This window comes from Mucilaginibacter sp. Mucisp73 (genome assembly GCF_059491465.1).
Map to the genome: position 1 here is coordinate 3,712,667 of NZ_CP168507.1, position 23,843 is coordinate 3,736,509.

19 protein-coding genes are annotated in these 23,843 nt (G+C 41.9%); 13 read left to right on the forward strand and 6 right to left on the reverse strand.

Annotation, left to right across the window (positions count from 1 at the left end):
- Positions 1-212: 212 nt before the first annotated feature.
- Together ACEN82_RS15410 and ACEN82_RS15415 are read left to right on the forward strand one after the other, a co-directional pair.
- On the forward strand, positions 213-1,349 hold the full coding sequence (locus tag ACEN82_RS15410; RefSeq protein ID WP_413321256.1) for an FIST signal transduction protein: 1,137 nt from the start codon (positions 213-215) through the stop codon (positions 1,347-1,349).
- Between the two features lie 2 nt (positions 1,350-1,351).
- Positions 1,352-2,884, forward strand: coding sequence for an ATP-binding protein (locus ACEN82_RS15415; RefSeq protein WP_413321257.1), 1,533 nt, complete (start codon positions 1,352-1,354; stop codon positions 2,882-2,884).
- A 58-nt stretch (positions 2,885-2,942) separates the two neighbouring features.
- Here the strand turns inward: ACEN82_RS15415 and ACEN82_RS15420 are convergent, their stop codons facing one another.
- Complete coding sequence (locus ACEN82_RS15420) at positions 2,943-4,520, reverse strand: IPT/TIG domain-containing protein (protein ID WP_413321258.1); 1,578 nt, start codon at positions 4,518-4,520, stop codon at positions 2,943-2,945.
- A gap of 296 nt (positions 4,521-4,816) precedes the next feature.
- Between ACEN82_RS15420 and pyrG the strand changes: the two genes are divergently transcribed.
- The 5 genes from pyrG to ACEN82_RS15445 all read left to right on the forward strand — a co-directional run bounded on the left by pyrG (position 4,817) and on the right by ACEN82_RS15445 (position 11,194).
- Positions 4,817-6,427 (forward strand): CTP synthase, encoded by a 1,611-nt coding sequence (gene pyrG / locus ACEN82_RS15425; RefSeq protein ID WP_413321259.1) that lies wholly within the window; start codon positions 4,817-4,819, stop codon positions 6,425-6,427.
- 22 nt (positions 6,428-6,449) lie between these two features.
- Positions 6,450-8,297: a membrane protein insertase YidC gene (gene yidC, locus ACEN82_RS15430; protein WP_413321260.1), complete on the forward strand. Its 1,848-nt coding sequence runs from the start codon at positions 6,450-6,452 to the stop codon at positions 8,295-8,297.
- 214 nt (positions 8,298-8,511) lie between these two features.
- Positions 8,512-9,876 carry an exonuclease domain-containing protein gene (locus ACEN82_RS15435; RefSeq protein ID WP_413321261.1) on the forward strand — a complete coding sequence of 455 codons (1,365 nt, stop codon included), beginning with the start codon at positions 8,512-8,514 and terminating at the stop codon, positions 9,874-9,876.
- 150 nt (positions 9,877-10,026) lie between these two features.
- Positions 10,027-10,485, forward strand: coding sequence for a transposase (locus tag ACEN82_RS15440; protein WP_413321285.1), 459 nt, complete (start codon positions 10,027-10,029; stop codon positions 10,483-10,485).
- Between the two features lie 172 nt (positions 10,486-10,657).
- On the forward strand, positions 10,658-11,194 hold the full coding sequence (locus ACEN82_RS15445) for a pyridoxamine 5'-phosphate oxidase family protein (RefSeq protein WP_413321262.1): 537 nt from the start codon (positions 10,658-10,660) through the stop codon (positions 11,192-11,194).
- Between the two features lie 90 nt (positions 11,195-11,284).
- Here the strand turns inward: ACEN82_RS15445 and ACEN82_RS15450 are convergent, their stop codons facing one another.
- On the reverse strand, positions 11,285-13,288 hold the full coding sequence (locus ACEN82_RS15450) for a prolyl oligopeptidase family serine peptidase (RefSeq protein WP_413321263.1): 2,004 nt from the start codon (positions 13,286-13,288) through the stop codon (positions 11,285-11,287).
- A gap of 123 nt (positions 13,289-13,411) precedes the next feature.
- On the opposite strand from ACEN82_RS15450, the gene ACEN82_RS15455 reads away from it, so the two are divergent.
- Positions 13,412-13,765, forward strand: a complete 354-nt coding sequence (locus tag ACEN82_RS15455; RefSeq protein ID WP_413321264.1) for a hypothetical protein — start codon at positions 13,412-13,414, stop codon at positions 13,763-13,765.
- A 100-nt stretch (positions 13,766-13,865) separates the two neighbouring features.
- Here ACEN82_RS15455 and ACEN82_RS15460 read toward each other — a convergent pair whose 3' ends face one another.
- Complete coding sequence (locus ACEN82_RS15460) at positions 13,866-15,839, reverse strand: S9 family peptidase (protein ID WP_413321265.1); 1,974 nt, start codon at positions 15,837-15,839, stop codon at positions 13,866-13,868.
- Positions 15,840-16,021: 182 nt separating this feature from the next.
- Between ACEN82_RS15460 and ACEN82_RS15465 the strand changes: the two genes are divergently transcribed.
- From ACEN82_RS15465 to ACEN82_RS15485, 5 genes are all read left to right on the forward strand, one after another.
- Positions 16,022-17,170, forward strand: a complete 1,149-nt coding sequence (locus ACEN82_RS15465; protein WP_413321266.1) for an exo-alpha-sialidase — start codon at positions 16,022-16,024, stop codon at positions 17,168-17,170.
- Positions 17,171-17,315: 145 nt separating this feature from the next.
- Positions 17,316-17,972, forward strand: a complete 657-nt coding sequence (locus ACEN82_RS15470; RefSeq protein WP_413321267.1) for a hypothetical protein — start codon at positions 17,316-17,318, stop codon at positions 17,970-17,972.
- Between the two features lie 54 nt (positions 17,973-18,026).
- On the forward strand, positions 18,027-18,947 hold the full coding sequence (locus ACEN82_RS15475) for an ABC transporter ATP-binding protein (protein WP_413321268.1): 921 nt from the start codon (positions 18,027-18,029) through the stop codon (positions 18,945-18,947).
- On the forward strand, positions 18,940-20,193 hold the full coding sequence (locus ACEN82_RS15480) for an ABC transporter permease (protein WP_413321269.1): 1,254 nt from the start codon (positions 18,940-18,942) through the stop codon (positions 20,191-20,193). The genes ACEN82_RS15475 and ACEN82_RS15480 overlap by 8 nt, the downstream gene beginning before the upstream one ends.
- 125 nt (positions 20,194-20,318) lie before the next feature.
- A complete protein-coding gene (locus ACEN82_RS15485) occupies positions 20,319-21,245 on the forward strand; it encodes a Ppx/GppA phosphatase family protein (RefSeq protein ID WP_413321270.1) in 927 nt (308 codons plus the stop codon).
- 14 nt (positions 21,246-21,259) lie between these two features.
- Here ACEN82_RS15485 and ACEN82_RS15490 read toward each other — a convergent pair whose 3' ends face one another.
- The 3 genes from ACEN82_RS15490 to ACEN82_RS15500 are packed head-to-tail and all read right to left on the reverse strand — an operon-like array spanning position 21,260 to position 23,734.
- Positions 21,260-21,595 (reverse strand): hypothetical protein, encoded by a 336-nt coding sequence (locus ACEN82_RS15490; RefSeq protein WP_413321271.1) that lies wholly within the window; start codon positions 21,593-21,595, stop codon positions 21,260-21,262.
- Positions 21,592-22,989 (reverse strand): radical SAM protein, encoded by a 1,398-nt coding sequence (locus tag ACEN82_RS15495; RefSeq protein WP_413321272.1) that lies wholly within the window; start codon positions 22,987-22,989, stop codon positions 21,592-21,594. Before ACEN82_RS15495 ends, ACEN82_RS15490 begins: the two co-directional genes overlap by 4 nt.
- The gene (locus tag ACEN82_RS15500) at positions 22,982-23,734 is read right to left on the reverse strand and encodes a prolipoprotein diacylglyceryl transferase (protein WP_413321273.1); all 753 of its coding nucleotides are present in this window, start codon (positions 23,732-23,734) and stop codon (positions 22,982-22,984) included. Before ACEN82_RS15500 ends, ACEN82_RS15495 begins: the two co-directional genes overlap by 8 nt.
- Positions 23,735-23,843: the final 109 nt, after the last annotated feature.

Here is a 23,843-nt window from a genome sequence, read left to right on the forward strand (position 1 = left end):
TACTGATAACCTTGTTATTCTTAATACGTATAAGATTAAGCGTACTGTATTAAAGTCCAATTTAAACTATTAAAACACAATTCCAATATTTATAATTAATGAATTTTCTGTAAACAATAAGCTGTTTAATACTTTCATATTTCAAGCAATTTTTGTTTCTTAATTTATTAACTTCATCTGTAGCATCACCATATTATTAACCTAAAATCATCATGAAGATAAGGCAGCATCATTTTGTAAACAAGGGTTGGGTAAATTACTTTACAGACCCTGAATTTAGTGCTGAAAAATGTCAGTTGGTACTTGCTTTCGGTGCACCGAAATTAATTACCGGTCCTGAAATTTATGATTATCTTAAAAAGAGCTATCCTAATGCTAATGTAGTTTTTGCCTCCACAGCTGGCGAAATCATGGGCAGTGATGTGTATGACGACAGCATTGTTGTAACCGCGGTTGAGTTAGAAAAATCATCCATAGCCTGTACTGCTACCCATGTAAACAAACAGGCCAACAGTGCCGAAACGGGAGCCTTCCTGATGTCGCAATTGGATAAAAAAGGCTTAAATTGTGTATTCATTATATCCGACGGCACTTTTATAAACGGAAGTGAACTGGTTGACGGCTTTAACCGCGATAATCCCGGTAAGGTTCCCGTAACCGGAGGCCTGGCCGGCGATGCAGCCCGGTTTAACAGCACATTTACCAGCCTTAACGCTGTCCCCGCGCAAGGTAATGTGATAGCCATAGGCTTTTATGGTGATAGCCTGCATATTAGCCATGGATCAAGCGGGGGCTGGGAAGAGTTTGGGCCTCAGCGAAGCATTACCAGGTCGGATAAAAATGTACTTTTTGAGATAGATGGTAAAAGCGCGCTCGATCTTTACAAAGAATATTTAGGTGAGTATGCCAAAGAGCTGCCTGGTTCGGCACTGCTATTCCCATTGTCGCTAACCATTGAAGGCTCAGATAAAAAACTGGTGCGAACCATATTGAGCGTTAACGAAGACAAAAAATCAATGACCTTTGCCGGCAATTTGCCCGAAGGGAGTAAAGTACGCCTGATGAAAGCCAATTTTGAAAAACTGATCGGTGCTTCTTCATCGGCCGCTGCCGACGCCGTAACCGGGCCGGAGCATGCCGATCTGGCTATATTGATTAGCTGCGTGGGCCGAAAACTGGTACTTAACGACCGTACAGACGAAGAATTAATGGCAGCTAAACACATCTTCGGCAATAAAACCACTATGGCGGGCTTTTATTCATACGGAGAATTGTCGCCCCTTAATCAGGGTTCAAATTGTGAGCTGCATAACCAAACCATGACCATCACAACCTTTACCGAACACTGATTATGGAGTACCATCACTTATTGGATAAGCAGATAAAAAAATTGCTCCCCGAACAATGCCTGGAAGATGGCGCTATTTTGCAGTTTTTAGATGCAGTAAACAATAGCTTCAAAAACTTTGAAAAATCGATAAAGCTTGCAGACCATGCCTTTAATGTAAGTGAGCGTGAATATGTAACGGTTACCGATAACCTGCGGTTGCAAAATGAGATCAAACAACGCTCCATCTCACAATTGAAAGAAGCCATCAGGGCACTTAATCCCGATGTGGAGTTAAACATCTCCGACTCAGACGATGACCTGATCCACATCATCAGCTTTTTGCACGAGCGCATAGCTAAAGCCAAAGAACTGGAAGTTGCCCTGATCCACTCAAAAGAACTTGCTGAAAAAGCAGCCATGGCTAAGGCGCAATTCCTGAGTATTATGAGCCACGAAATCCGTACGCCAATGAACGCCGTTATTGGTTTTACTCACCTGCTCATACACCAGGACCCCAAGCCCGAGCAAATGGAATTTCTGAACTTCCTGAAGTTTTCGGCCGAAAACCTGCTGGTGCTTATCAATGACATATTGGATTTCAGCAAGATAGAGGCCGGTGGGGTTGAGTTTGAAAGTGTTGACTTTAGTCTTACCGATCTGATCAGAAATATCCGTCTTGCCCTGCTGCAAAAGGCAAACGAAAAAAACATCCAGATAAAACTGATGATGGACCAGGATTTGCCCAATGCCATCATTGGTGATCCGGTGCGCCTGGGCCAGATCCTCACCAACCTGATGAGCAATGCTGTTAAATTTACCCATAAAGGAAAAGTAACGGTAACCGCATCGTTAGCAAGCAACACAACTGACTCATCAACCATTGATTTTGAGATATCCGATACCGGGATAGGTATAACGCCCGATAAAATTGATCATATTTTTGAAAGCTTTAACCAGGCCAGTTCAGATACAACCCGCAAATACGGTGGTACAGGCTTGGGTTTAACTATTACCAAACGCCTGCTGCAACTGCTTGGTAGTAACATTACCGTTGAAAGCGAATATGGCAAAGGCTCGGTATTTAATTTTACCCTTACCTTTAAAAACAGCAAAAAACAATTAAGCAGCACAGCCGATAGTGATGAGTTTTATCGCTTAAAAAGCCTTAAAGGCACCAGGTTGCTTATTGCCGAAGATAACCAGATCAATGTGATCCTGGCCAAACAATTTATGAAACAATGGGATGTTGAATGCGATGTGGCCGAAAACGGTGAAATTGCTTTAATGCTGGCGCAAACCCACGACTATGATATGATTTTGATGGATCTGCAAATGCCCGAAATGGATGGCTATCAGGCTACCCGCGCCATTCGCGAACTACCTGGCGACAAGTATAAAAAACTACCGATTATAGCGCTCACTGCATCTGCCATGCTTGATATTCAGGATATGGCATTTACCGTAGGTATGAACGATTATGTAAGCAAGCCCTTTAATCCTAACGAGTTGCACCGTAAGATAGATATGTATAGCAGGCAAAGAGAAAGTGTGTAAGGCCAACTTACTAACTTCATAGATACAATGCCCTTAAATTTAATTAAAGGAAATTCTCTTAATTAAGCGCCAATCTTGTTATTTTTCCATCAAAACCGAAAGCATACATTACTTTGTGCTTATCGTCATATAATAAGCTGGTAATCATTGGTAGTGTTACATTATCAAATGAACCGGTAAAAACCTGGAAAGGACGCGGGAAGGGAGTATATGGGTCTATCCCAGCTATTTTGGTTACCTCAAGTGTGCTGGTATGTAAATCTACCTTACGTATTAGTTGATTATAGGATTCTCCCGTGTAAATATCACCATTAGCCATTGTAAAAGCCTCTAACTGCCAAAACACGGCAGAATTTAGCGGACCGTTTACATAATTAACCGATGAGGCGTTGTGAGCAGAATAAGGGAAACCTATTGTTGTTTTAACTTTGTTATGATCCAGTTTATAAAATTCAATTAACACATGGGTAGGGACGCCTCTAAAATATCTTAACACATACAATTCTTTACCTTCAACTACCAAATCTCTTGCACGAGCACCTTCGTAATAAATATCATAAGTGCCGTTTGTATTTAGCCGAACCAGGTCATTATCATCCGTTGAATAACCTGTACCATTTGTCGTCAATACCTCGCCCGTGCTAAGTATAACAAAATCATGTGCCGTTAGCCCGGAACTGCCTAACAACACCGTTGCAAAATCCTTAGTTACAACACCTGTATTAGTGATGGATACAACATAAGCTTTTGATCCTGTTGAGGAAGCGCCAGCAATATAGGCATGTAACCTACCGTTGGAATCCCGGGTTATACCAACGCCGCCATAACTACTTAATGTATTATCAAAGCCAATATCAGCTATGCTAACCTTTTTAAGTACACTGCCGTCTTTGTATGAAAGTTTGTATATCTGGCCGTCTTTCGAATTAATACCCCATAAGTTTCCATCGGTGTCAATTGCATTAGCATAATCAAATGATACTGTACTACTGATGTCATAGGCCTGACCTGGCGTTCCAAATTCAGAAGCCGGAACGATCTTGAAGTTATTAAAGTTACTTCCGGCTATCATAGTTGCATTTTTACCCCTTACGGTAAGAGTTACCGGACCACTGGTAGCCCCAGGTGGTATAACAGCCGTTAAACGCGTATCACTAACCTTCTGTATAGTGGCATCTACTCCATTAATTTTCACAACGTTATCAGAAATCGTGGAGCTAAAGTTCGTACCATTAAGTGTTATTTGTGTGCCGGCCGGTCCAGTAACTGGTGACATGCTGGTAATAGTGGATAGGGATACTATTGTTACCAATCCAGCTCTAATAGTTTGGCTGTTTTTAACCCTGAGCATCAAAACCCAGGCTCCGTCTGATGCTTCTGGTATCGTTACTGTTAGCCGTGTAGGCGTAGCTGCTGTAACCACTGCAGGTTGCCCGACTCCAAAAATAACGACATTATCTTTGATTTTTGTACTGAAATTGGAACCAATAATATTTATCTGATCTCCCGCGGAGCCCACATTGGGCGCAATAGTATCTACAATTGGTATAAGAACATCAGACTCTCCATGCTTGGTACACCCCATGCAAAAAGTCCACAAAATTAAAAGTGAAAATAGTTTAGATAAGTATTTCATCGGTTTAGGTTGATATATCGACGACAAATTTAATAATATATCTATAAATATTCGTCGCTAAATCAAAGAGAGATGATTATCGTGTATCCGAAGTCTGTTAAAACTCTGGGCGTATGCCCACAAGGAACAAGAAATCCACATAAAGCGCTCTCTATAAAACACTTACAAATAAATTACATTAACAGTTCCCTTTTTTAAAAACAGCTACGCCGAAGCATGAAAATTTTCGTACTTTTGTATCCCGTACAGAAACAATTGGTCGCGGTATAAAAGCCCGGTCATTTTCAAAAAAAATCATGACTAAATATATTTTTGTTACGGGCGGTGTTACCTCATCGTTAGGAAAAGGTATAATCTCCGCTTCTTTAGCCAAACTCCTTCAAGCTCGCGGTTACCGCGTAACCATCCAAAAATTTGATCCCTATATCAATATCGATCCGGGAACACTTAACCCTTATGAACACGGCGAATGCTATGTTACCGAAGATGGTGCCGAAACCGATCTTGACCTTGGCCATTACGAGCGTTTCCTGAACACCCCTACTTCAAAAGCCAATAACATTACTACCGGTCGCATTTACCAAAATGTGATTAACAAAGAGCGCGAAGGTGCTTTTTTAGGGAAAACTGTACAGGTAGTACCCCACATTACCGACGAAATAAAAAGAAACTTCCGCATATTGGGCGAAAGCGGCGATTACGATATCGTGATCACCGAGCTTGGCGGTACTGTAGGCGATATTGAATCATTACCATACATTGAGGCTGTAAGGCAATTCCGCTGGGAAATTGGATCGGCTAACTCTTTAGTTATCCATCTTACACTGGTACCATTCCTTGCAGCAGCAGGCGAATTGAAAACCAAGCCTACGCAGCACTCGGTAAAAATGTTATTAGAGTATGGTATCCAGCCCGATATCCTGGTTTGCCGTACCGAACACCACCTTACCAACGATATCCGCAAAAAAATAGCGCTGTTTTGTAACGTGAATATCAATGCTGTTATTGAGTCGATTGACGCACCAAGTATTTACGATGTACCCCTGTTAATGCTGAAAGAACAGCTTGACAAAACCGTATTGACTAAATTAAAACTTCCGCACAAAAACGAGCCAAACCTCGAAAACTGGAAAGAATTTCTTGGCCGCCTGAAAAACCCGACTGCCGATGTACGTATTGCGCTGGTTGGTAAATATGTGGAGCTGCCGGATGCTTATAAATCTATTACCGAAGCCTTTATCCATGCAGGTGCTAAACAGGAATGTAAAGTGCGGATTGAATATATCCCTTCGGAACAGCTTACGCCCGAAAACGCTGTTGAAAAATTAAAGGGCATGCACGGCGTACTGGTTGCCCCAGGATTTGGCGAGCGTGGTTTTGAAGGTAAGATCCAGGCTATCCGCCATGTGCGCGAAAATAATATCCCTTTCTTTGGTATCTGTTTAGGTATGCAATGTGCGGTAGTTGAGTTTGGCCGTAATGTATTAGGATTTGAGAATGCCAACAGTACCGAAATGAACCCCGAAACCCCTTACCCGGTTATCGGCATGATGGAAGATCAGAAAAATATCACCAACAAAGGCGGTACCATGCGTTTAGGCGCTTATCCCTGCGATATTAAAAAAGGCACTAAAGCAGCGGCTATTTACGGAAAAAACCACATTTCGGAAAGGCACCGTCACCGTTATGAGTTTAATAACGAGTACCTTAAGCAATATGAGGCCGCCGGCCTTACCCCATCTGGCATAAATCCTGACAATGGCCTGGTGGAGATTGTAGAGCTTAAAAACCACCCGTTTTTTGTCGGTTCGCAATTTCACCCCGAATTAAAATCAACAGTTGCTAATCCGCACCCACTTTTTATTAACTTTGTCGCCGCTTCGCTGGCTTATGCCCGCAAAAAATAAGTAATTGTACGATAATTAGATAATGGATAAAAATACGTTTACAGGATTATTCCTGATCATGGCGATCATTGCCGGCTCGATATACTTTTTAAAACCATCGGAAGCCGACCTTAAAAAAGAGCGCGAGGTACAGCACCAGGATTCGCTGAAAAAAGCCGGCGCCGCTGTAGCTGCCGCTGCTGCTAAAACCACAGCTAAGTTTGATACCGCCAAAACAGCCAAAGTTGATTCGGCCTTGTTAAAAATGCCTTTTGGCGCCGCATCTGTTGGTAAAGAAGAGTTTGTTACCATTGGTAATAAAGAGTTGCTTATTAAATTAAGCACCCACGGAGGCAAAGTAGCTTCCGTTGAGTTAAAAAACTACAAAACTTTTGATAAGAAGCCCCTGGTGCTTTTCAGCGGCGACAATAACCAATTTGGATTGAAGTTTGCCGCCGGTGTTGCCAATATCAATACCAACAATTACTATTTTACCCCAAGTGCAAAGGAACTTAACGTAGCCGAAAAAGATTCCGGTTCGGTTACTATGCGTTTGAGCTATAGCCCTACCCAATATATTGATTATATATACAGTTTAAAAGGTGATGGTTTTAAACTTGGATTAACCATTAAGCCTACCGGTCTTGACGGCGTTATTGCCAACAGCAGCACCATTAACCTTAACTGGGCCACCAGCCTGCGCAAACAGGAAAAAGACATCAAAATGGAGCGCCAGTATTCAACGGTATACTATTACAATACCGATGGGGATGCTGATTACCTAAGCGAAGGCAAAGACGATCAAAAAACTATCAGCGATAAAAAAATGGCCTGGGTTGCTTTTAAACAGCACTTCTTTTCAAATGTGCTGATAGCTAAAGGCGGCATTACCAAAACAGATATTGCTGTTGCTACTGATTTTAACGATACCACCGTTGTAAAACAAATGAAAGCCGACCTGTCGCTTAGTCGCGGCACTGATGGTTCTTTACCGTTGGAGTTTTACTTTGGACCTAACCGTTTTAATACGCTTAAAGACCAGGGGCATGACCTTGATAAACTGGTTAACCTGGGCTGGGGACCGTTAAAATACATCAACCGTTTCGCGGTATTGCCGGTATTTAACTTTCTTAACAAGTTTAACTGGAACTATGGTTTGATCATCCTGGTATTGACTGTATTGCTTAAGCTGGTGTTATCACCGCTTACTTACAAGTCATACCTTTCAATGGCCAAAATGCGTGTGCTGAAGCCCGAAATGGATGAGATCAAAGCTAAAGTTGGTGAGGATAACCCTACATTATTACAACAGGAGTATCTTAAGCTTTACAAAAAAGCAGGTGTTAACCCATTGGGCGGCTGTTTACCATTGCTCATCCAGATGCCTATAGTTATCGCGTTCTTCCGCTTTTTCCCAAGCCTATTTGAGCTAAGGGGGGAAAGTTTCCTGTGGATGCATGACCTTTCAACTTATGATTCGGTTATTAAATTTGCTCCGATAGCTTTCCTTGGCGGTGTTAACCACATTAGCTTAATGTGTTTACTGATGACCATTTCAACGTTGATCTATACTTATTTCAACAACCAGATCTCCGGTGCCACAGGGCAAATGAAATACATTGGCTACATTACTCCGCTGATTTTCCTTTTCACGCTGAACAGCTATCCTGCCGGTTTGAACTATTATTACTTTTTGGCCAACATGTTCACCTTTTTACAGCAATACCTGATCAAATTCATGGTTGATGATAAAAAGATCCATGCCCAGATCCAGGAAAACAAAAAGAAACCTGAAGATACTAAGAAGAAAAAATCAGGCTTTGGTGCCAAAATGGAGGAGATGATGCGCCAGCAACAACAGATACAGGCTAATAAGAATAAGAAGTCTTAAGTCTTTAGTCGGAAAGTCCGCAGTCCGAAAGATATTGAAGCCCTTGAGAAAGTTTCTCAGGGGCTTTTGTTTTGGTGCCTAATTTCCATGCTATAAAACTGCTCAATTCCTCACAAATCAAACTTTTTAACTTTCGGACTTTCCAACTGCGAACTTTCCGACTTTTTTAAAAGAACTAAAATAATTAGCAAATTTATATTACATTTGAAATATCATGTATGCAATTGTCGATATAGAAACTACAGGGGGACATGCCAGCGCTAATGGTATCACCGAAATAGCAATATGCATACATGATGGGAAAAAAGTAGTAAAGCGGTTTGAAACACTTGTTAACCCGCAGCGCGAGATCCCTATTTACATCAGCGCCTTAACAGGTATTACCAACGAGATGGTAAAGGATGCCCCCCCTTTTGAGGATGTGGCAGCTGATATTTACCACCTCATTCACGGTAAAATCTTTGTAGCGCACAATGTAAATTTTGATTTTTCTTTTGTCAGATATCATCTTGCTGCCGCAGGATATGATCTGCAAACCAATAAGCTTTGTACTGTAAGGCTTGGGCGTAAGATATTGCCAGGTTTGCCTTCATATAGCCTTGGCCGGCTATGCAAACATCTGGGTATCGATAATCAAAACCGCCACAGGGCTATGGGCGACGCCGAGGCTACAGCCGAACTGTTTACCCTGCTGCTGAACAGTGATACCGATAATCACATTAAACAATCGCTTAAGCAAGGTTCAAAAGATCAGGTGCTGCCACCCAACCTATCCAAAAAAGACATTGACCAGTTGCCATATACACCGGGCGTATATTACTTTCATGATCAAAAAGGCAAAGTGATATATGTAGGTAAAGCCAAAAACGTTAAAAAAAGGGTAAGCAGCCACTTTACAGGCAACAACCCCGGCTTTCAGCGCCAGGAATTTTTACGCAATATATACCAGATCACTTATCAGGTTTGCGGCACCGAGCTCATCGCCTTTGTGTTGGAAGCTATTGAGATCAAACGCTTATGGCCCAAATATAATCGCTCGTTAAAACGCTTTGAAAATGCTTTCTGTCTTTACGCTTTTGAAGATCAACGCGGGTATATTCGCCTGGCAGTTGATAAATACCGCAAATACAGCGACCCAATATATACCTGCAATTCCCTGCTTGATGGCTATAATCTGCTCAACAAACTGATAGAAGCATTTGACCTGTGCCCCAAGCTTTGTTTTATACAAAAAAACAATGAGCCCTGCCTCAGTGCAGCAGGAAATACCTGCGCCTGCGAAGGCGTTGAACCTCCCGACAGTTATAACGAAAAGGTTAACAATGCCATCGATCAGCTTAAGCAAGCTTTACCAACGTACGCTATCAGGGATGAGGGCCGTACCGATGATGAACACAGCTGTATTTTGGTGGAAAAAGGCCAGTTTTATGGCATGGGCTATATCTCCCATTATTTTGATGCCAATAATATACAGCAACTCAAAAGCTATCTCACACCTTATCCGGGGAATGACTATATCAAAAATATTGTAGCAACTTATGCTTCAAAATATCCGGACAGGATGGTGGTGTTTGGGTAATGATCAATATTAACTTACGAAGTTTTAAAAACTTCGTAAGTTTGGTCGACGGATTGACAAACCTACAAGTGAAAATAAGCGATAACACCTACTATCACATTTACAACCGGGGTAATAATAAAGAGCCTATCTTTTTCGAAAACGATAATTATCTATTTTTTTCTTAGTCAATTTAAAAAGCACGTTTCACCCTTTTGCGAAGTATATGCTTATTGTTTGATGCCAAATCATTTCCATTTTTTTATCATGGTAAATGATCAAAATTCATTTGAAAAAGGTATCAAAAACTGTTTTATCTCCTATTCAAAAGCAATCAATAAAAAATATAACAGAGTTGGCAGCTTATTTCAAGGTAGATATAAGGCTTCGAAAATTGATTCTGATAGCTACTATACGCGGATTATTACTTACATACATCAAAATCCGGTGATCGCCAATCTTGTAACAGACATCAGCAATTATAAATATTCATCTTACCCAGCTTATTTATCAACAAAAGAAACCGTGTTAAACAAACATGATGTATTGGAATGGTTTGGGGGATTGGAACATTTCGTAAATGATCATAAAATTACTGTTGATGAACAGGATATACCTAATGTAAAATAGCACGGTGCTTTTCTTAATACTCTACAAAACTTACGAAGTTTTGAAAACTTCGTAAGTTAGTCTCCATGCCGCTACTTCTAACTAAATAATTATCTACTAAGTTAAATAAATCCACACAATTGAGTTTTTGATTGGTTACTCTTATAACATTTACCAACAAAAACTTAAAACAATGGATAGTATCAATCAACAACAGCCCGAGGATAATATGAAGGACTTGAATGGACCTGAAGCCCTGGCCAAGATTAAAGAACTTGCCGAAAGCGCAAAAAGTTGCTTATTTGTGAGCAGTCTTAAAACAGGCGTACCCGCTTCAGTGAGGCCAATGTCGGCACAGAAAATTGACGATGAGGGCAATTTTTGGTTTCTGAGCGCTAATGATAGCCATAAAAATGAGGAGTTAGCTAAAGACCCCTTTGTTCATCTGCTTTTCCAGGGTTCCGGATATTCTGACTTTTTAAATCTTTATGGGATAGCCACCATTACCGAAGATAAAGAAAAGATCAAAGAACTATGGGAACCGACACTCAAAGTGTGGTTTACCGAAGGTATCGACGATCCGCGCATCACCGTTATTAAAGTTGAACCAACCGAAGGCTATTACTGGGACAATAAACATGGCAATGCCGTTGCATTTGTAAAACGGCTCGCCGGTGCAGCTATCGGCAAAACCATTGATGATTCGGTTGAAGGAAGGCTGGTTGTCTGAAATCATAATTTTCAGAATTATTGAATTTACAGAATAAAAAACGGCTTAGGTATAATTATCTAAGCCGCTCTTGCTCTTAAGTTTTGCCTGTCAAAAGGCTCCCGCTTTAGGGGGTTGGGGGACCAAATATTTATCAAACCATTCAATATAGCGCTTCAGTCGGTCAACCTGGTAACTGGGCACGGTGATGCCATGATATTGGCCAGGATAAAGTACCAGTTGTGTTGGTATACCCTGCGATCTCAGCGCTTCATACATTTGTTCGCCTCCGCCGGTGGGCACGTTAAAATCTTTTAAACCCGACATGAACTGGGTTGGCGTTTTTATTTTATCGGCATGAAAAAACGGGTACGATAGCTTAATGTACTTATCAGCATTTTTCCAGGGCGGGCCTAATTCATTATCGTATTGCATCACCCATTGATCTGATCCATAAATGGCTAACTGTAAGGCACTGCCCGCCCCGCTTGATGCTGCTTTAAAGCGGGGATCAGTAGCTATGGTATAATCGGTAAGGATGCCTCCGTAACTCCAACCACCAATACCAAGGCGGTCTTTATCAGCTATCCCAAGCTTAACCAGTTCATCTACAGCACCCAGTAAGTCTTTCACTTCCTTATTGCCCCAATCGGCATAAATAGCTTTGGTATATTCAATGCCTCGTCCTGTACTGCCACGGTAATTTACAGCGGCTACAGCATACCCGGCACAAGCCAGCGTTTGCCTGATGTCATCAAACTCAAACTCGTCCTGATCGGTAGGGCCGCCGTGAATGTAAAGAATGAAGGGCATTTTCTTAGTAACTACGCTATCGGGCGTATAAAGTATCCCCGAAACCAGTGTGCCATCGCTGCTGAACGACTGAAAGCCTTTCACATAGGCCAGCTTAACTTCGTTCAGCCACTTTTCCTGGTGAACAGTCAAGCGGCGTGTCTTGCCATTTTCAATAGCCACCAATTCGTTGGGTACGTATGGAGTGGTCATTTTACCCACCCAAACGCCTAAGGAATGGCCAATGATATCAGAAAAACTGCATTCATTTCCTTTATAAACCAACACAGATTTGCGGAGAAGTAAATTATACCTGTTGATATAGCGGATCCTGTCGCTACTTACTACGTACTCGAGGTCTTTACTGTCCTTGCTCCAGGCAATATTGCTAACCGGCCTGTCCAACTGATCTGTTAACGGACGATTATTTTTCCCGTCGGCATCCATCAGGTACAATACATCATGCTGATAAATGAAATAATCAGCATCACTTGTTGAGCGGAGATAGGCAATATGCTTACCATCAGGACTCCAAATGGGGTTAATATCATGGCCGGTAAAAGTAGTAAGCTGCTTAGGCTCAGCACCGGCCTTAGCCTCTATCGTAAAGATGTCTGTGTTTTCATTCCGATCCGGATCGACTGTATGATTACTTACGTAGGCAATCGTTTTTCCGTCTGGGCTCCACTGCGGCGAGCTATCGTCCATGTTACCACCCGTAAGAGTGTCCAGTTTTTTCGAACCCACATCATACAAGTACAAATGCGAATGCAGATGTTGCAGATACCCTTCAATATCCTGCTTAAAATGGTAACGGTCTATTTTTATAGGAGGAGTAGTTTTGGGCGTCTCCTTTCCTTTGTTTTCGGGATCTTTAATGATCAATGCCAGCCTTTTACTATCCGGTGACCAAGCATACTCTTCAAGTTCACCTTTAATATCGGTGAGCTTGTGCCCCTCGCCACCACGCCTGGCCATCAGCCAAACCTGCCCGCCGTTCTTTGAATCCTTTTCGGACAGATAAGAAATAAACTTACCATCAGGGGTCCATTTAGGAGTGGATGCCGGCTCATCACCATAAGTAAGCTGAATGGATTGCTTGCCGTCGAAACTCTGCATCCACAAGTGCGACACACGCTTATCCTTAGCTGTATCTACTTCAGATAATTCATAAACCACCCACTTACCATCCGGAGAAAGCTGCGGCGCCATCAGTGTTGGCTGTTTATACAGATCGGTGGGCTTGAGCGGCTTTTTTACTGTTTGTGCAGAAGCAACATTAAAGATTAAAACCGCTATGATTAAAAGTACGTTTTTATGCATAGGAGTGCAATTGACCGGAAATTTACTAATTAAACTACCTAATATTATCACAAGGTTTTCAATATTGCATTGTTTTGAAAAAACGATGTTCAATTAATTGTTTTACCTATTAAAATAACCATCATGCACAATGATTATCAGGAATTGAGCAAAAAAGATAAAAAAATAGTTCGGGAGTTAATTGATAAAGGCATTGCCGAAGACTTTCGAAAAGGAATGCAACATTTCGACCAGCTTATTCAGCAATTAAAAATCAGCGCCGAAACTCCTCAGGAACAATATTATAAATTATTCAACGAGGTTCGGGATTTCGACAAGCAGATAGGCCGAATGTATGATGGCAGAACCGGATCAAGATATCTCGGTATCTTAGCTAATCAAATTGCTATAGGCCTCATCGATTTATCCGAACTTGAAGATCTAAATACTGACGTTAAGGAGCGGCTTATAAGACATGTAAATCTGCTCAAAGAGTAGATACCTCTTACGGCAACGACTCCATTGTTTTTTAGTCGCATTAAATATTTTCATTAACGAAAGGCACGATTATGCGCCTCTATAAAAAACATCCGTTACCCTATTTTTTCAAATATTTATCATACCAGTCAACATAGCGCTGCAAACGGTCAACCTGGTAACTTGGCTTAGTAAGTCCATGAAATTGATTAGGATACAATATCAGTTCGGTTGGGATACCTTGTGTTCTCAATGCCTCGTACATTTGCTCACTGCCGATGGTCGGCACATTAAAGTCCTTCAGGCCCGACATAAACAATACCGGGGTTTTTATTTTATCAGCATGAAAAAACGGGTACGAGATCTGGATCCATTTATCAGCATTTTTCCACGGTACGCCTATTTCGTTTTCGTACTGTAACACATATTGGTCGCTGCCATAAACCGAAAGCTGCAACGCACTGCCAGCTCCGCTTGCTGCTGCTTTAAAGCGGGTATCGGAGGCTATTGTATAGTCGGTAAGGATGCCGCCATAACTCCAGCCACCTATGCCCAGCTTATCAGGATCGGCGATGCCTAATTTCTCAAGTTGATCGACCGCTCCAAGCAAATCTTTTACCTCCTTATTGCCCCAATCGGCATAAATGGCTTTACAATAATCCAGCCCTCGGCCATTACTGCCCCTGTAGTTCACAGCAGCTACAGCATAACCGGCAGCAGCCAGCGTTTGCCTTGTAGCATCAAAACCAAATTCATCCTGCCCTACCGGACCGCCGTGAATGAACAGGATCAATGGATATTTTTTATTGGGAACGCTATCGGGCGTTAAAATAATACCAGACACTTTTGTACCATCAACACTGGTTGATTCAAAACCTTTGACATATGCCAGTTGTACAGTGTTTAACCAGACCTGCTGATGGAAAGTTAGCCTGCGAAGCTTCTTATCTTCCAAAGCGAATAATTCTGCAGGGGTATACGGATCTGTTTTTTGTACTACCCAGTTGCCCGAAAGGTTGGTATTTATATCGTTGAAAACATAATCACCCTTGTTAATCGGCGTGATTTTGCCACTGTTGATATTGATATTGGCCAAATAGCGGGTACGATCGTCCGTTACGATAAATATGATGTTCTTACTGTCTTTGGCCCAGGTTTGTGCGCCGGCGGGGCGATCAAGCTGCAGCGTTAGCGGTTTGTTATTTTGCCCCACAACATCCATTATGCAAACCACATTTTGATCGTACATCATATAATCAGCATCGCTGGTTGAGCGCAGGTAGGAGATATACCTGCCATCGGGGCTCCATTGCGGGTTACCGTCCCTCCCCTTCCAGGTGGTTAGCTGCAGCATGCTGGCGCCTGGCCGGGCATCAATGGTAAAAATATCGGTATTTTGATTTTTATCGGGATCGGCACTGCGATTGCTTACAAATGCAATAGTCTTACTGTCCGGCGACCATACCGGCGAACTTTCATCTTTATCGCCCCTGGTTAATGTATCCAGCTTTTTTGTGGTTACATCAATTAAATACAGGTGGTTATGCAGGTGCTGAAGATATCCTACTATATCCTGTTTAAAATGATAGCGGTCAATAACTATGGGTTTGGGGGTTTTGGGTTCTTCCTTGCCTTTATTTTCCGGGTCGCCTATCACCATCACCAAACGCTTGCCATCAGGGCTCCAGGCGTAGTCGCTCAAATCACCTTTAATATTGGTCAGTTTTACACCTTCCCCACCCCGGCGGTCGATGAGCCAAACCTGTGAGCCTGTTTTTGAATCGCGCGAAGACAGGAATGATAAATACTTACCATCCGGGCTCCAGCGCGGCGACGAGGCAGCCTCCTCACCATGGGTTAGTTCGATAGACTCTTTGCCATCAAAACTCTGCATCCACAGGTGTGATACACGGCGATCTTTAGCAGTATCAACTTCAGAAACACTATAAGCCACCCACTTGCCATCGGGCGATAATTGCGGGTCGCTTACCGTTGGGATCCGGTAAACATCAGCAGGTTTTAAAGCTTTTTTCTGTTGGGCAGATACATTAACGGCGGCAGAAAGCGTAAGTATAAGGAATAAGGCTCGCTTCATAAATGATGTATGTTGATAGAGCCTGTAATTTAGTAAAAGAACCTTGATTTATTGGATAAAAGGATTGCCACGATTTTGTTATAAAATTTTCGCATATTAATAACGATGTTTTTTCTGAACAAACAAACGCGGGCACCTCAACTCCACTTTCACTTACCGGATAATTTGCGTTAATTAGGATCATGTCTACAAAATTCAAGCTACTCTTTGTTATCTGCTTTTTTTTATCCATTCTTAATACCCATGCTCAAACCCCGGCTATTCGCAACAATTACCAAACCGAAACGGGAGTGCCAAAGCTAACCATTGAACGATCAATGATCTACTCGCCGGATAAAGAATGGCTCTATAACCATCATGCTTCTATCATTCATTTTAAAGACCGCTTTGTGGCAATATGGAGCAACGGAATGATTGATGAGGATTGGCCGGGGCAAAGGGTGGTTTATGCCACTTCTAAAGATTTTAAACACTGGTCGGCATTAAAAACATTAGCCACTCCTGGCAAAGTCAACGATACGCTTACAGTACTCACCGCCTCCGGGCTTTATCAATATAAAGGAACTTTGGTAGCCTATTACGGCGATTACGACAAACATCGCAATAACACTCACTTGTGGGCCAAAACCAGTACCGATGGCGAACATTGGAGCGAACCGCTTGATATGTATTTGCCTGTTGTACCAAACCATGGCCCGGAGGTTACCAATAGCGGCAGGCTGATCATCAGCGGTAATTTTACTTTTCCTTATACAGATGATCCCCACGGACTTTCAGGCTGGAAGCTGAGCAGTTTTTATCCCGATTCGCTTTATAAGCAGGATAACCCCGCCATGTTTTATGCGCCAGCTGCAAAATCAGGTTTACCGCCGCTTTGCGAAGGCTCATTTTTTGAAACGGATGACAATATCCTGCACATGCTGCTCAGGGTAACCGGCAAAGGCTGGAAAGGCCATTTATGGCTAACTGAAAGCGGGGATAACGGTAGCAATTGGTCTCGCCCGGCGGAAGCTCCATTTTCGGATAATGACAGTAAATTTCATTTCGGCCGGTTGCCGGATAAGCGATTTTATTATGTTGGCATCCCTGATACGCTCCACCATTATGACCGTAACCCGCTGGTGTTATCCCTTTCTGCCGATGGCAAATCATTCGATAAAAACTATATCATCGCCAATGAGTTGTACCATCTAAAAAAAGAAGGTTTGTGGAAAGGTGGGCAATATGGTTACCCACATACCATTATTTATAATGGCTATATGTATGTAATCATTTCGAGGCAAAAGGAAGCTATTGAAACGCTGAGGTTTAGCTTGAAGCAACTGAAATAAATCCGCAGGCTATATAATTAAACAAACAACGTATTTTGTACCAAAACAATTACACCGTTTTTTAATTTCAATAAACAGCCATACCTTATTACCGGTCAGGCTAAATTGTTATGCAGTTCACTTTAAATATAAACCTACCCTGTTTATGAAACCAACTCGAGATACTGCCTACCTTACCATTGCCACATCAGTAATAAGTGCTTTGGTATTATTGCTAATGCAGGCCATGCAAACCATTTCATTTACAATTCCGGAAAGTGTCAGGCATTTATTCTCATTTATTCCGGTCATCTGTTTTGCGTGGCTGATGATATTTGTGATAAGTATTTTAAAATATACCAATGAAAAACCTTTTATAGTGAACGCATTTATCATTTACACGATCTATAGTGTGGTATGGGGCTTAGTTAGTGCGGCTATCGGCATTTTTCAAGTCAATGTACAATCATTAATCATCTTTTACCAGGTTAGCGGTGCCATCAATTTCATGATAATAATATGCCTCGTGACCATGACTTTTTTGTTACGCCCAACAGAATTTAGGCTGCCATTACGACTTTTTGCCCTGGGCGAGCTATTTATCCCGATATTTTACACAGCTGTACCGTTAGTATTTACACTCGTCGGAAATTCCAGTTATATTTTTTACATCCGATATCTCGGACTTGTGTATCTGATAATTCCTGTTATCGGAATTTACATAGCTGTAACAGCCTTAAATGTTATCAATAACCAGCAATGGCAAAAGCCGTTCTATGAAATGGACAACTCCGACCAACCATATGATAAACCGGAGCTGTAACTTTTATTGGTTAACTCCATCTAACAAGCAAAACAGATACATAAACCTTAACAAATGCTAAGCATCCGCAATATTGTTAAACAATACGCCGGTCACCGCGCACTCAGTGATGTAAGTTTGGAAGTTGAAAGCGGGCAGATTTTCGGCCTGCTTGGCCCTAACGGCGCCGGTAAAACATCCCTTATCCGTATAGTTAACCAAATTACTGCTCCTGATTCAGGCGAGATTTATTTTAACGGCGAAAAACTTAATCAATCGCATATCGAACGTATCGGTTACCTGCCCGAAGAACGCGGCCTGTACAAAAAGATGGAGATTGGTGAACAAATGATCTATCTGGCCCGGTTAAAAGGCTTAAACCGTGCTGAAGCTCAAAAACGCCTCAAATTTTGGTTTGAGAAGCTGGGGATGGAAACCTGGTGGAAAAAGAAGATAGAAGAGCTTTCAAAAGGCATGCAGCAAAAAGCGCAGTTTGTGGCAACCGTGCTCCATGAGCCCGATTTGATCATTTTAGATGAGCCTTTCAGCGGATTTGACCCTGTAAACGCCGAACAGATTAAAGACGAAATATTGGAGCTAAATAAAAAAGGAGCCACTATTTTATTTTCCACCCACCGTATGGAATCAGTTGAGGAGCTTTGTGATGCCATCGCCCTCATCCATAAATCGCACAAGATACTGGATGGCAAGGTTAAACATATCCGCAACTCATATCGTAACGAAACCTACCTTATTGAATATGCCGGCGAACGTATTGCATTTGATGGCAGCCAGCCTTTTGAAATAATGAGCGAAGTTATTGCCGATGACGACAATCACAATATCAAGATAAAACTACAGGAAGGGCATAATTCCAATGATGTATTGCAATACTTAATTCCTAAAGCGCGGGTAAATATGCTGCAGGAGCTTATCCCGAGCATGCACGAAATTTTCATTGAAAAAGTAAACCTAAATTCCACCGGCCATGAATAAAGTATTACTCATTATACAACGCGAGTACCTTACACGGGTACGAAAAAAATCATTTATCATCATGATATTCGTGGTGCCGCTGCTGATCCTGGCCATGGGATTCGTTGTTACCATGGTAGCTAAAGACAGCGATAAATTATCTTCTTTGCAAACGGTTAACGTTATTGATAAAAGCGGCGATTTCGCCAATAAATTCCATGATGTTACTAACGTTAAGTTTACCTATGCCCTCACTGATCTTAAGTCGTCAAAACAGTTATTAAAGGACAGCGAGGGCATCTCTATCTTATATATTCCTGCAAACTATACGCAAAAGGATTCGGTGCAGATATTCTCAAAAAAGAAAGCCTCTATTCCCCTCTCCGAGGAAATTGAAAAGCAGATGAGTGATATTGCTTTTTCAAATAACCTCATCCGGCACCATATTGATACCGCCCTGTTACGCAGTATTAAAAGAACTAACATATCATTAAACGCCATTGAAATTTCTGATAAGGGCGATAAGAACGCCAATATTGGCCCCAATATTTTGATTGGTATTGCCTGCGCTATCCTTATTTATATATCCCTGTTCATATACGGCGGACAGGTAATGCGCGGCGTAATTGAGGAAAAAACCAATCGTATTATCGAGGTGGTCATATCATCAGTAAAGCCGTTTCAATTGATGTTGGGCAAGATTATTGGTGTTGGCTTAGTTGGCTTAACCCAATTTGGTGCCTGGATAATTTTATCCGTAATATCTACCAAAATAGCAGGCCACGCGCTTAACTCTCCAACCAGTCCTATGATAAATGCGCTTGCGGTGTTACAAACCATTCCGTTCGGGTATATTATGGGCTGCTTTATATTTTACTTTTTAAGCGGATATCTTTTATACGCTGCCCTGTTTGCTGCCGTAGGCTCGGCAGTTGACAGTGAAACCGAAACCCAGCAGTTCATGTTTCCGATTACCATGCCGTTGCTGTTCACTTATATTTTATCGGTATCAGTACTTTTTAGGGCTCCTGATAGCCCACTGGCTGTTTGGTTGTCTATAATTCCTTTTACAGCCCCAGTTGCCATGATGGTACGCCTTCCTTTTGATCCGGCACCCTGGCAGGTAGCCGTATCTATGTGTATGATGGTGGTAGGCTTCTTATTTACTACCTATGCCGCGGCAAGGATCTATCGTGTTGGCGTATTGATGTATGGCAAAAAAGCAAGTTATAAAGAACTGGTTAAGTGGTTCTTTTATAAAGAGTAGACAAGCTGAAAGCCGAAGGCTGAAGGCTTAAAGCTACTGAGCACTTTAAGATTTCGGCGTTATACTTAGTTTAAGCTTTTTGCTTTCGGCCTTTTGCTTTCAGCTTAAAAAGCTATTTTAGCTGCATGAGTAAACGCGTTGCAGTAATGGATTTGGGTACAAACACCTTCCATTTATTGATTGCCGAAGGCGACATTCATGACTACCATGAAATTGTACATATTACAGAAGCCGTTAAATTAGGCGAGGGAGGCATTAATAAGGGTTATATTTTGCCCGATGCTTTTCAGCGCGGCGTGAATACCATGCAACATTTTCAAGGACTCATTGCTGCCAACAATGTCACCAGCGTAAGGGCAATTGCTACTTCGGCCTTGCGGAGTGCCTCAAACGGAAAAGATTTCATTAAAGAGGTGGAGGCCCAAACAGGCATTGCTATCGAAATTATCGACGGAGAACAGGAAGCCGTTTTTATTTATAATGGCGTAAAGTTAAGTGGATGCCTATCGGCTAGAAATTCGCTCATCATGGATATTGGAGGCGGCAGTGTGGAGTTTATTTTGGGCAACACCGATAAAATCCTGTGGAAACAGAGCTTTGAAGTTGGCGCCGCACGCCTTATGGACCAGTTTCACCACACGGACCCTATTCCGCCCGCATCTATCGAGGCTATGAATTTGTATCTTGAGGATAGGCTACATGATTTGTTCATCGCAACTACGAGCATTGAAATTGATACCCTTGTTGGCTCATCAGGTTCGTTTGAAACCTTTGCTGGCTTAATAGAAACTGAAAAAGCAAAACCATTTGATTTGAAGAGTATTCAGCATTATGATTTTGATGAGGAAGAATTACTAACCATCACTAATAAGCTCATCCTCTCAAGCCATAAAGAACGGGTGGGTAATCCCGGGATTATTCCGGTTCGGGTTGATATGATCGTAGCTGCCTCTTTGGTTACACGCTTTATTATGCACGTGCTGGATATCCATAAAGTAAGCATGTGTACTAACTCCTTAAAAGAAGGGGTTTTGGCGGGAATGTTATGGTAATACATTAAAGTATTTTATCCAATGCCTCCACTAAGGTTTAACATACCCGCACAAGTAGAAAATCCTATTATTAAAACCATCAATGCGCTTAGCAGCCACATCCAGCTTCGGAACGCAATAGCCAAAATTATTCCAATAATTACATGGGCAAAAATGAATAATGCATCAAATATAACTCCACCCTGTTTAGCCGACAACGCAAATATTATAGTGTAAGCGGCCAGTGCAATCATATTATAGCCCACCACCCCCATTTTAAACTTTTTCACAGGCTTATCATCCCCGGAAAATTTATTTACATTTTCGTCACCCACATTGTGCGGCAGGTTATTGTTGTCTTCCTCTGTCATACCAAAATTTCTCCTCTTAATTGTTCAAGATATTCCCGTTTATCATCCCTGTAAAAAATATTCATTGTTTCAAAGGGGATGATCTGCATATCTTTATTTACGATGTGTACACATGATTTTTTGATAGCGCGCACATCGAAATTTTGTGCGTCTATAAACTGCATAATGATCACCCTGAACAGGTTATCATAGCTTAAACTTGGCGCGTCAATTTCAGGCAGGCAGCACAGCAATGAGTGCAAGTGTTCTTTAGCTTTGTCAACCGAATTACCAGTGCTGAACATATTGAGCAGATGCCCTTTCAGGCGCTCATCATTTTCATAAACAATAGTATTTTTTGAATTATCCAACAGGTCATCCGGGTTTATCATCCGGGTTAGCGGAATCACTTCGCCTCCAAGCTTAAGGGCATAACCCATCACCAGGGCATCCGGGTTACAAGGTACCGGGATCAGGTCGTTTTTATTGAATACACTGGTTTGTTCAAGTATCGCGTTACGTACTTCCGTTAGGGTGTAACGGTCGGTTTGTTCATTAAAATTCTCTAACCTGCCGGCCTGTTGTGTGGGTTGAAAAGTTACCCCGCGAACACAGGGTTGCTGTAAGGCGTATTCAATAATTGTACCTAATTCATCGGTATTTAAACCTTTTTGCAAAGTAACTACCAATGTTGTGGACAGATTGTACTTGTTAAGATTTTCAATGGCCTTTTGCCTTACCTCACGCAGGTCTTCTCCCCTCAATTGCTCCAGCGCTTCTTTTTTAAAAGAATCAAATTGCAGGTAAATCTCAAAATCGGGCATGTAGGTTGCCAACCGCTTTACAAAATTTTCATCTTTAGCTATGCGGATACCGTTGGTGTTTACCATTAAATGCTTAATGGGCTTTGTCTTGGCAATATCCAGGATCTCGAAAAACTGCGGGTGCACCGTGGGCTCTCCCCCACTAATCTGCACTACATCCGGCTGACCTTCATTCGCTACTACAACATCCAGCATCTGTTCTATTTCGGTCAAAGTGCGGTGCCTGCCGTATGTGGGCGATGACATGGCATAGCAGGTAGGGCAGCTTAAATTACATCGGTCTGTTACTTCAACAACAGTAAGGCATGAGTGCTGCTCATGATCCTGACAGAGGCCGCAATCATACGGGCAGCCATAATGTGTTTTGGCGTTGAACTTAAGCGGCATCTCACTCCGCTTGGCATAGTTGCGGCAGTTTTTATAATATTCCACATCTGTGGCAATCAGCACCTTTTCAAAACCATGCCGGCGGCAGTTTTTAAGCATGTAAACCTTATTATCCTCAAAAACAATCTTGGCATCAACCCGGCGTAAGCAGGTAGAGCAGATGCTTAACGTAAAATCATAGTATATATACGGGCGTTCAGGCATGGTTTACAAATAGCTGTTTAGGATATAAAAATACTTTATAATAATACAAAATACCGGCGATAGAAACCAACTGAATTACCGACAAACCAAAACTGAAAAAATAATCGGGCTTAATAAATTCAACCAATAACCTGAAAACAAGGTAGCTTGCCATGAATACTTTAAACCTTGCACCATCGGCAAAACGGTGGTTTTGTTCTATGAGTTTGAGTATACCCCAAAGCATTACCCAAAACACAATTTCATATAAATTGGTAGGATGCCTGCGGATACCATCGCCAAAATCGATAGCCCAGGGCAGGTTGGAGGCTATGCCATAAGTCCCATCTTCCAGCCCGGCCAAAAAGCACCCGGTACGGCCGATAACCATAGCCAGGATCAATGGGTAAACCATCAAATCACCGGATGACACGGTTACGCCCAACTGCTTTTTGGTAAGCTCAACACCTATCAATCCACCAAGCATCCCACCCACTATGGTTTTATTGCCCATAATATAGATGATATTGAAATGCGAGAACAGCAAAGGTGGGTTTTCAAAGATCCCAACCAGGTGCGAACCAATAAATGCGCCTGCCGCTGCACCGATAAATATGATGAGCCTGTGTTCAGTACTGATCTTATCGGCAGTATGTTTCCGCAACCAGGCATAATACTGGTAACCTAAAAAGTACGACAGTGTCTCGCAAATAAAATGTACGGGAATTGATGAATTGCCTAAAGGTAGATTTACAGGGAAGTGCAAGTTTAGTTTTTATAGGCACTAAAATAGTTTTTTTATTATGCTGATAAGTAAATATCTATAAAATCAAATTTTAGTCCCATCGTTTGTATATTGGGTGCTTAAATGCACA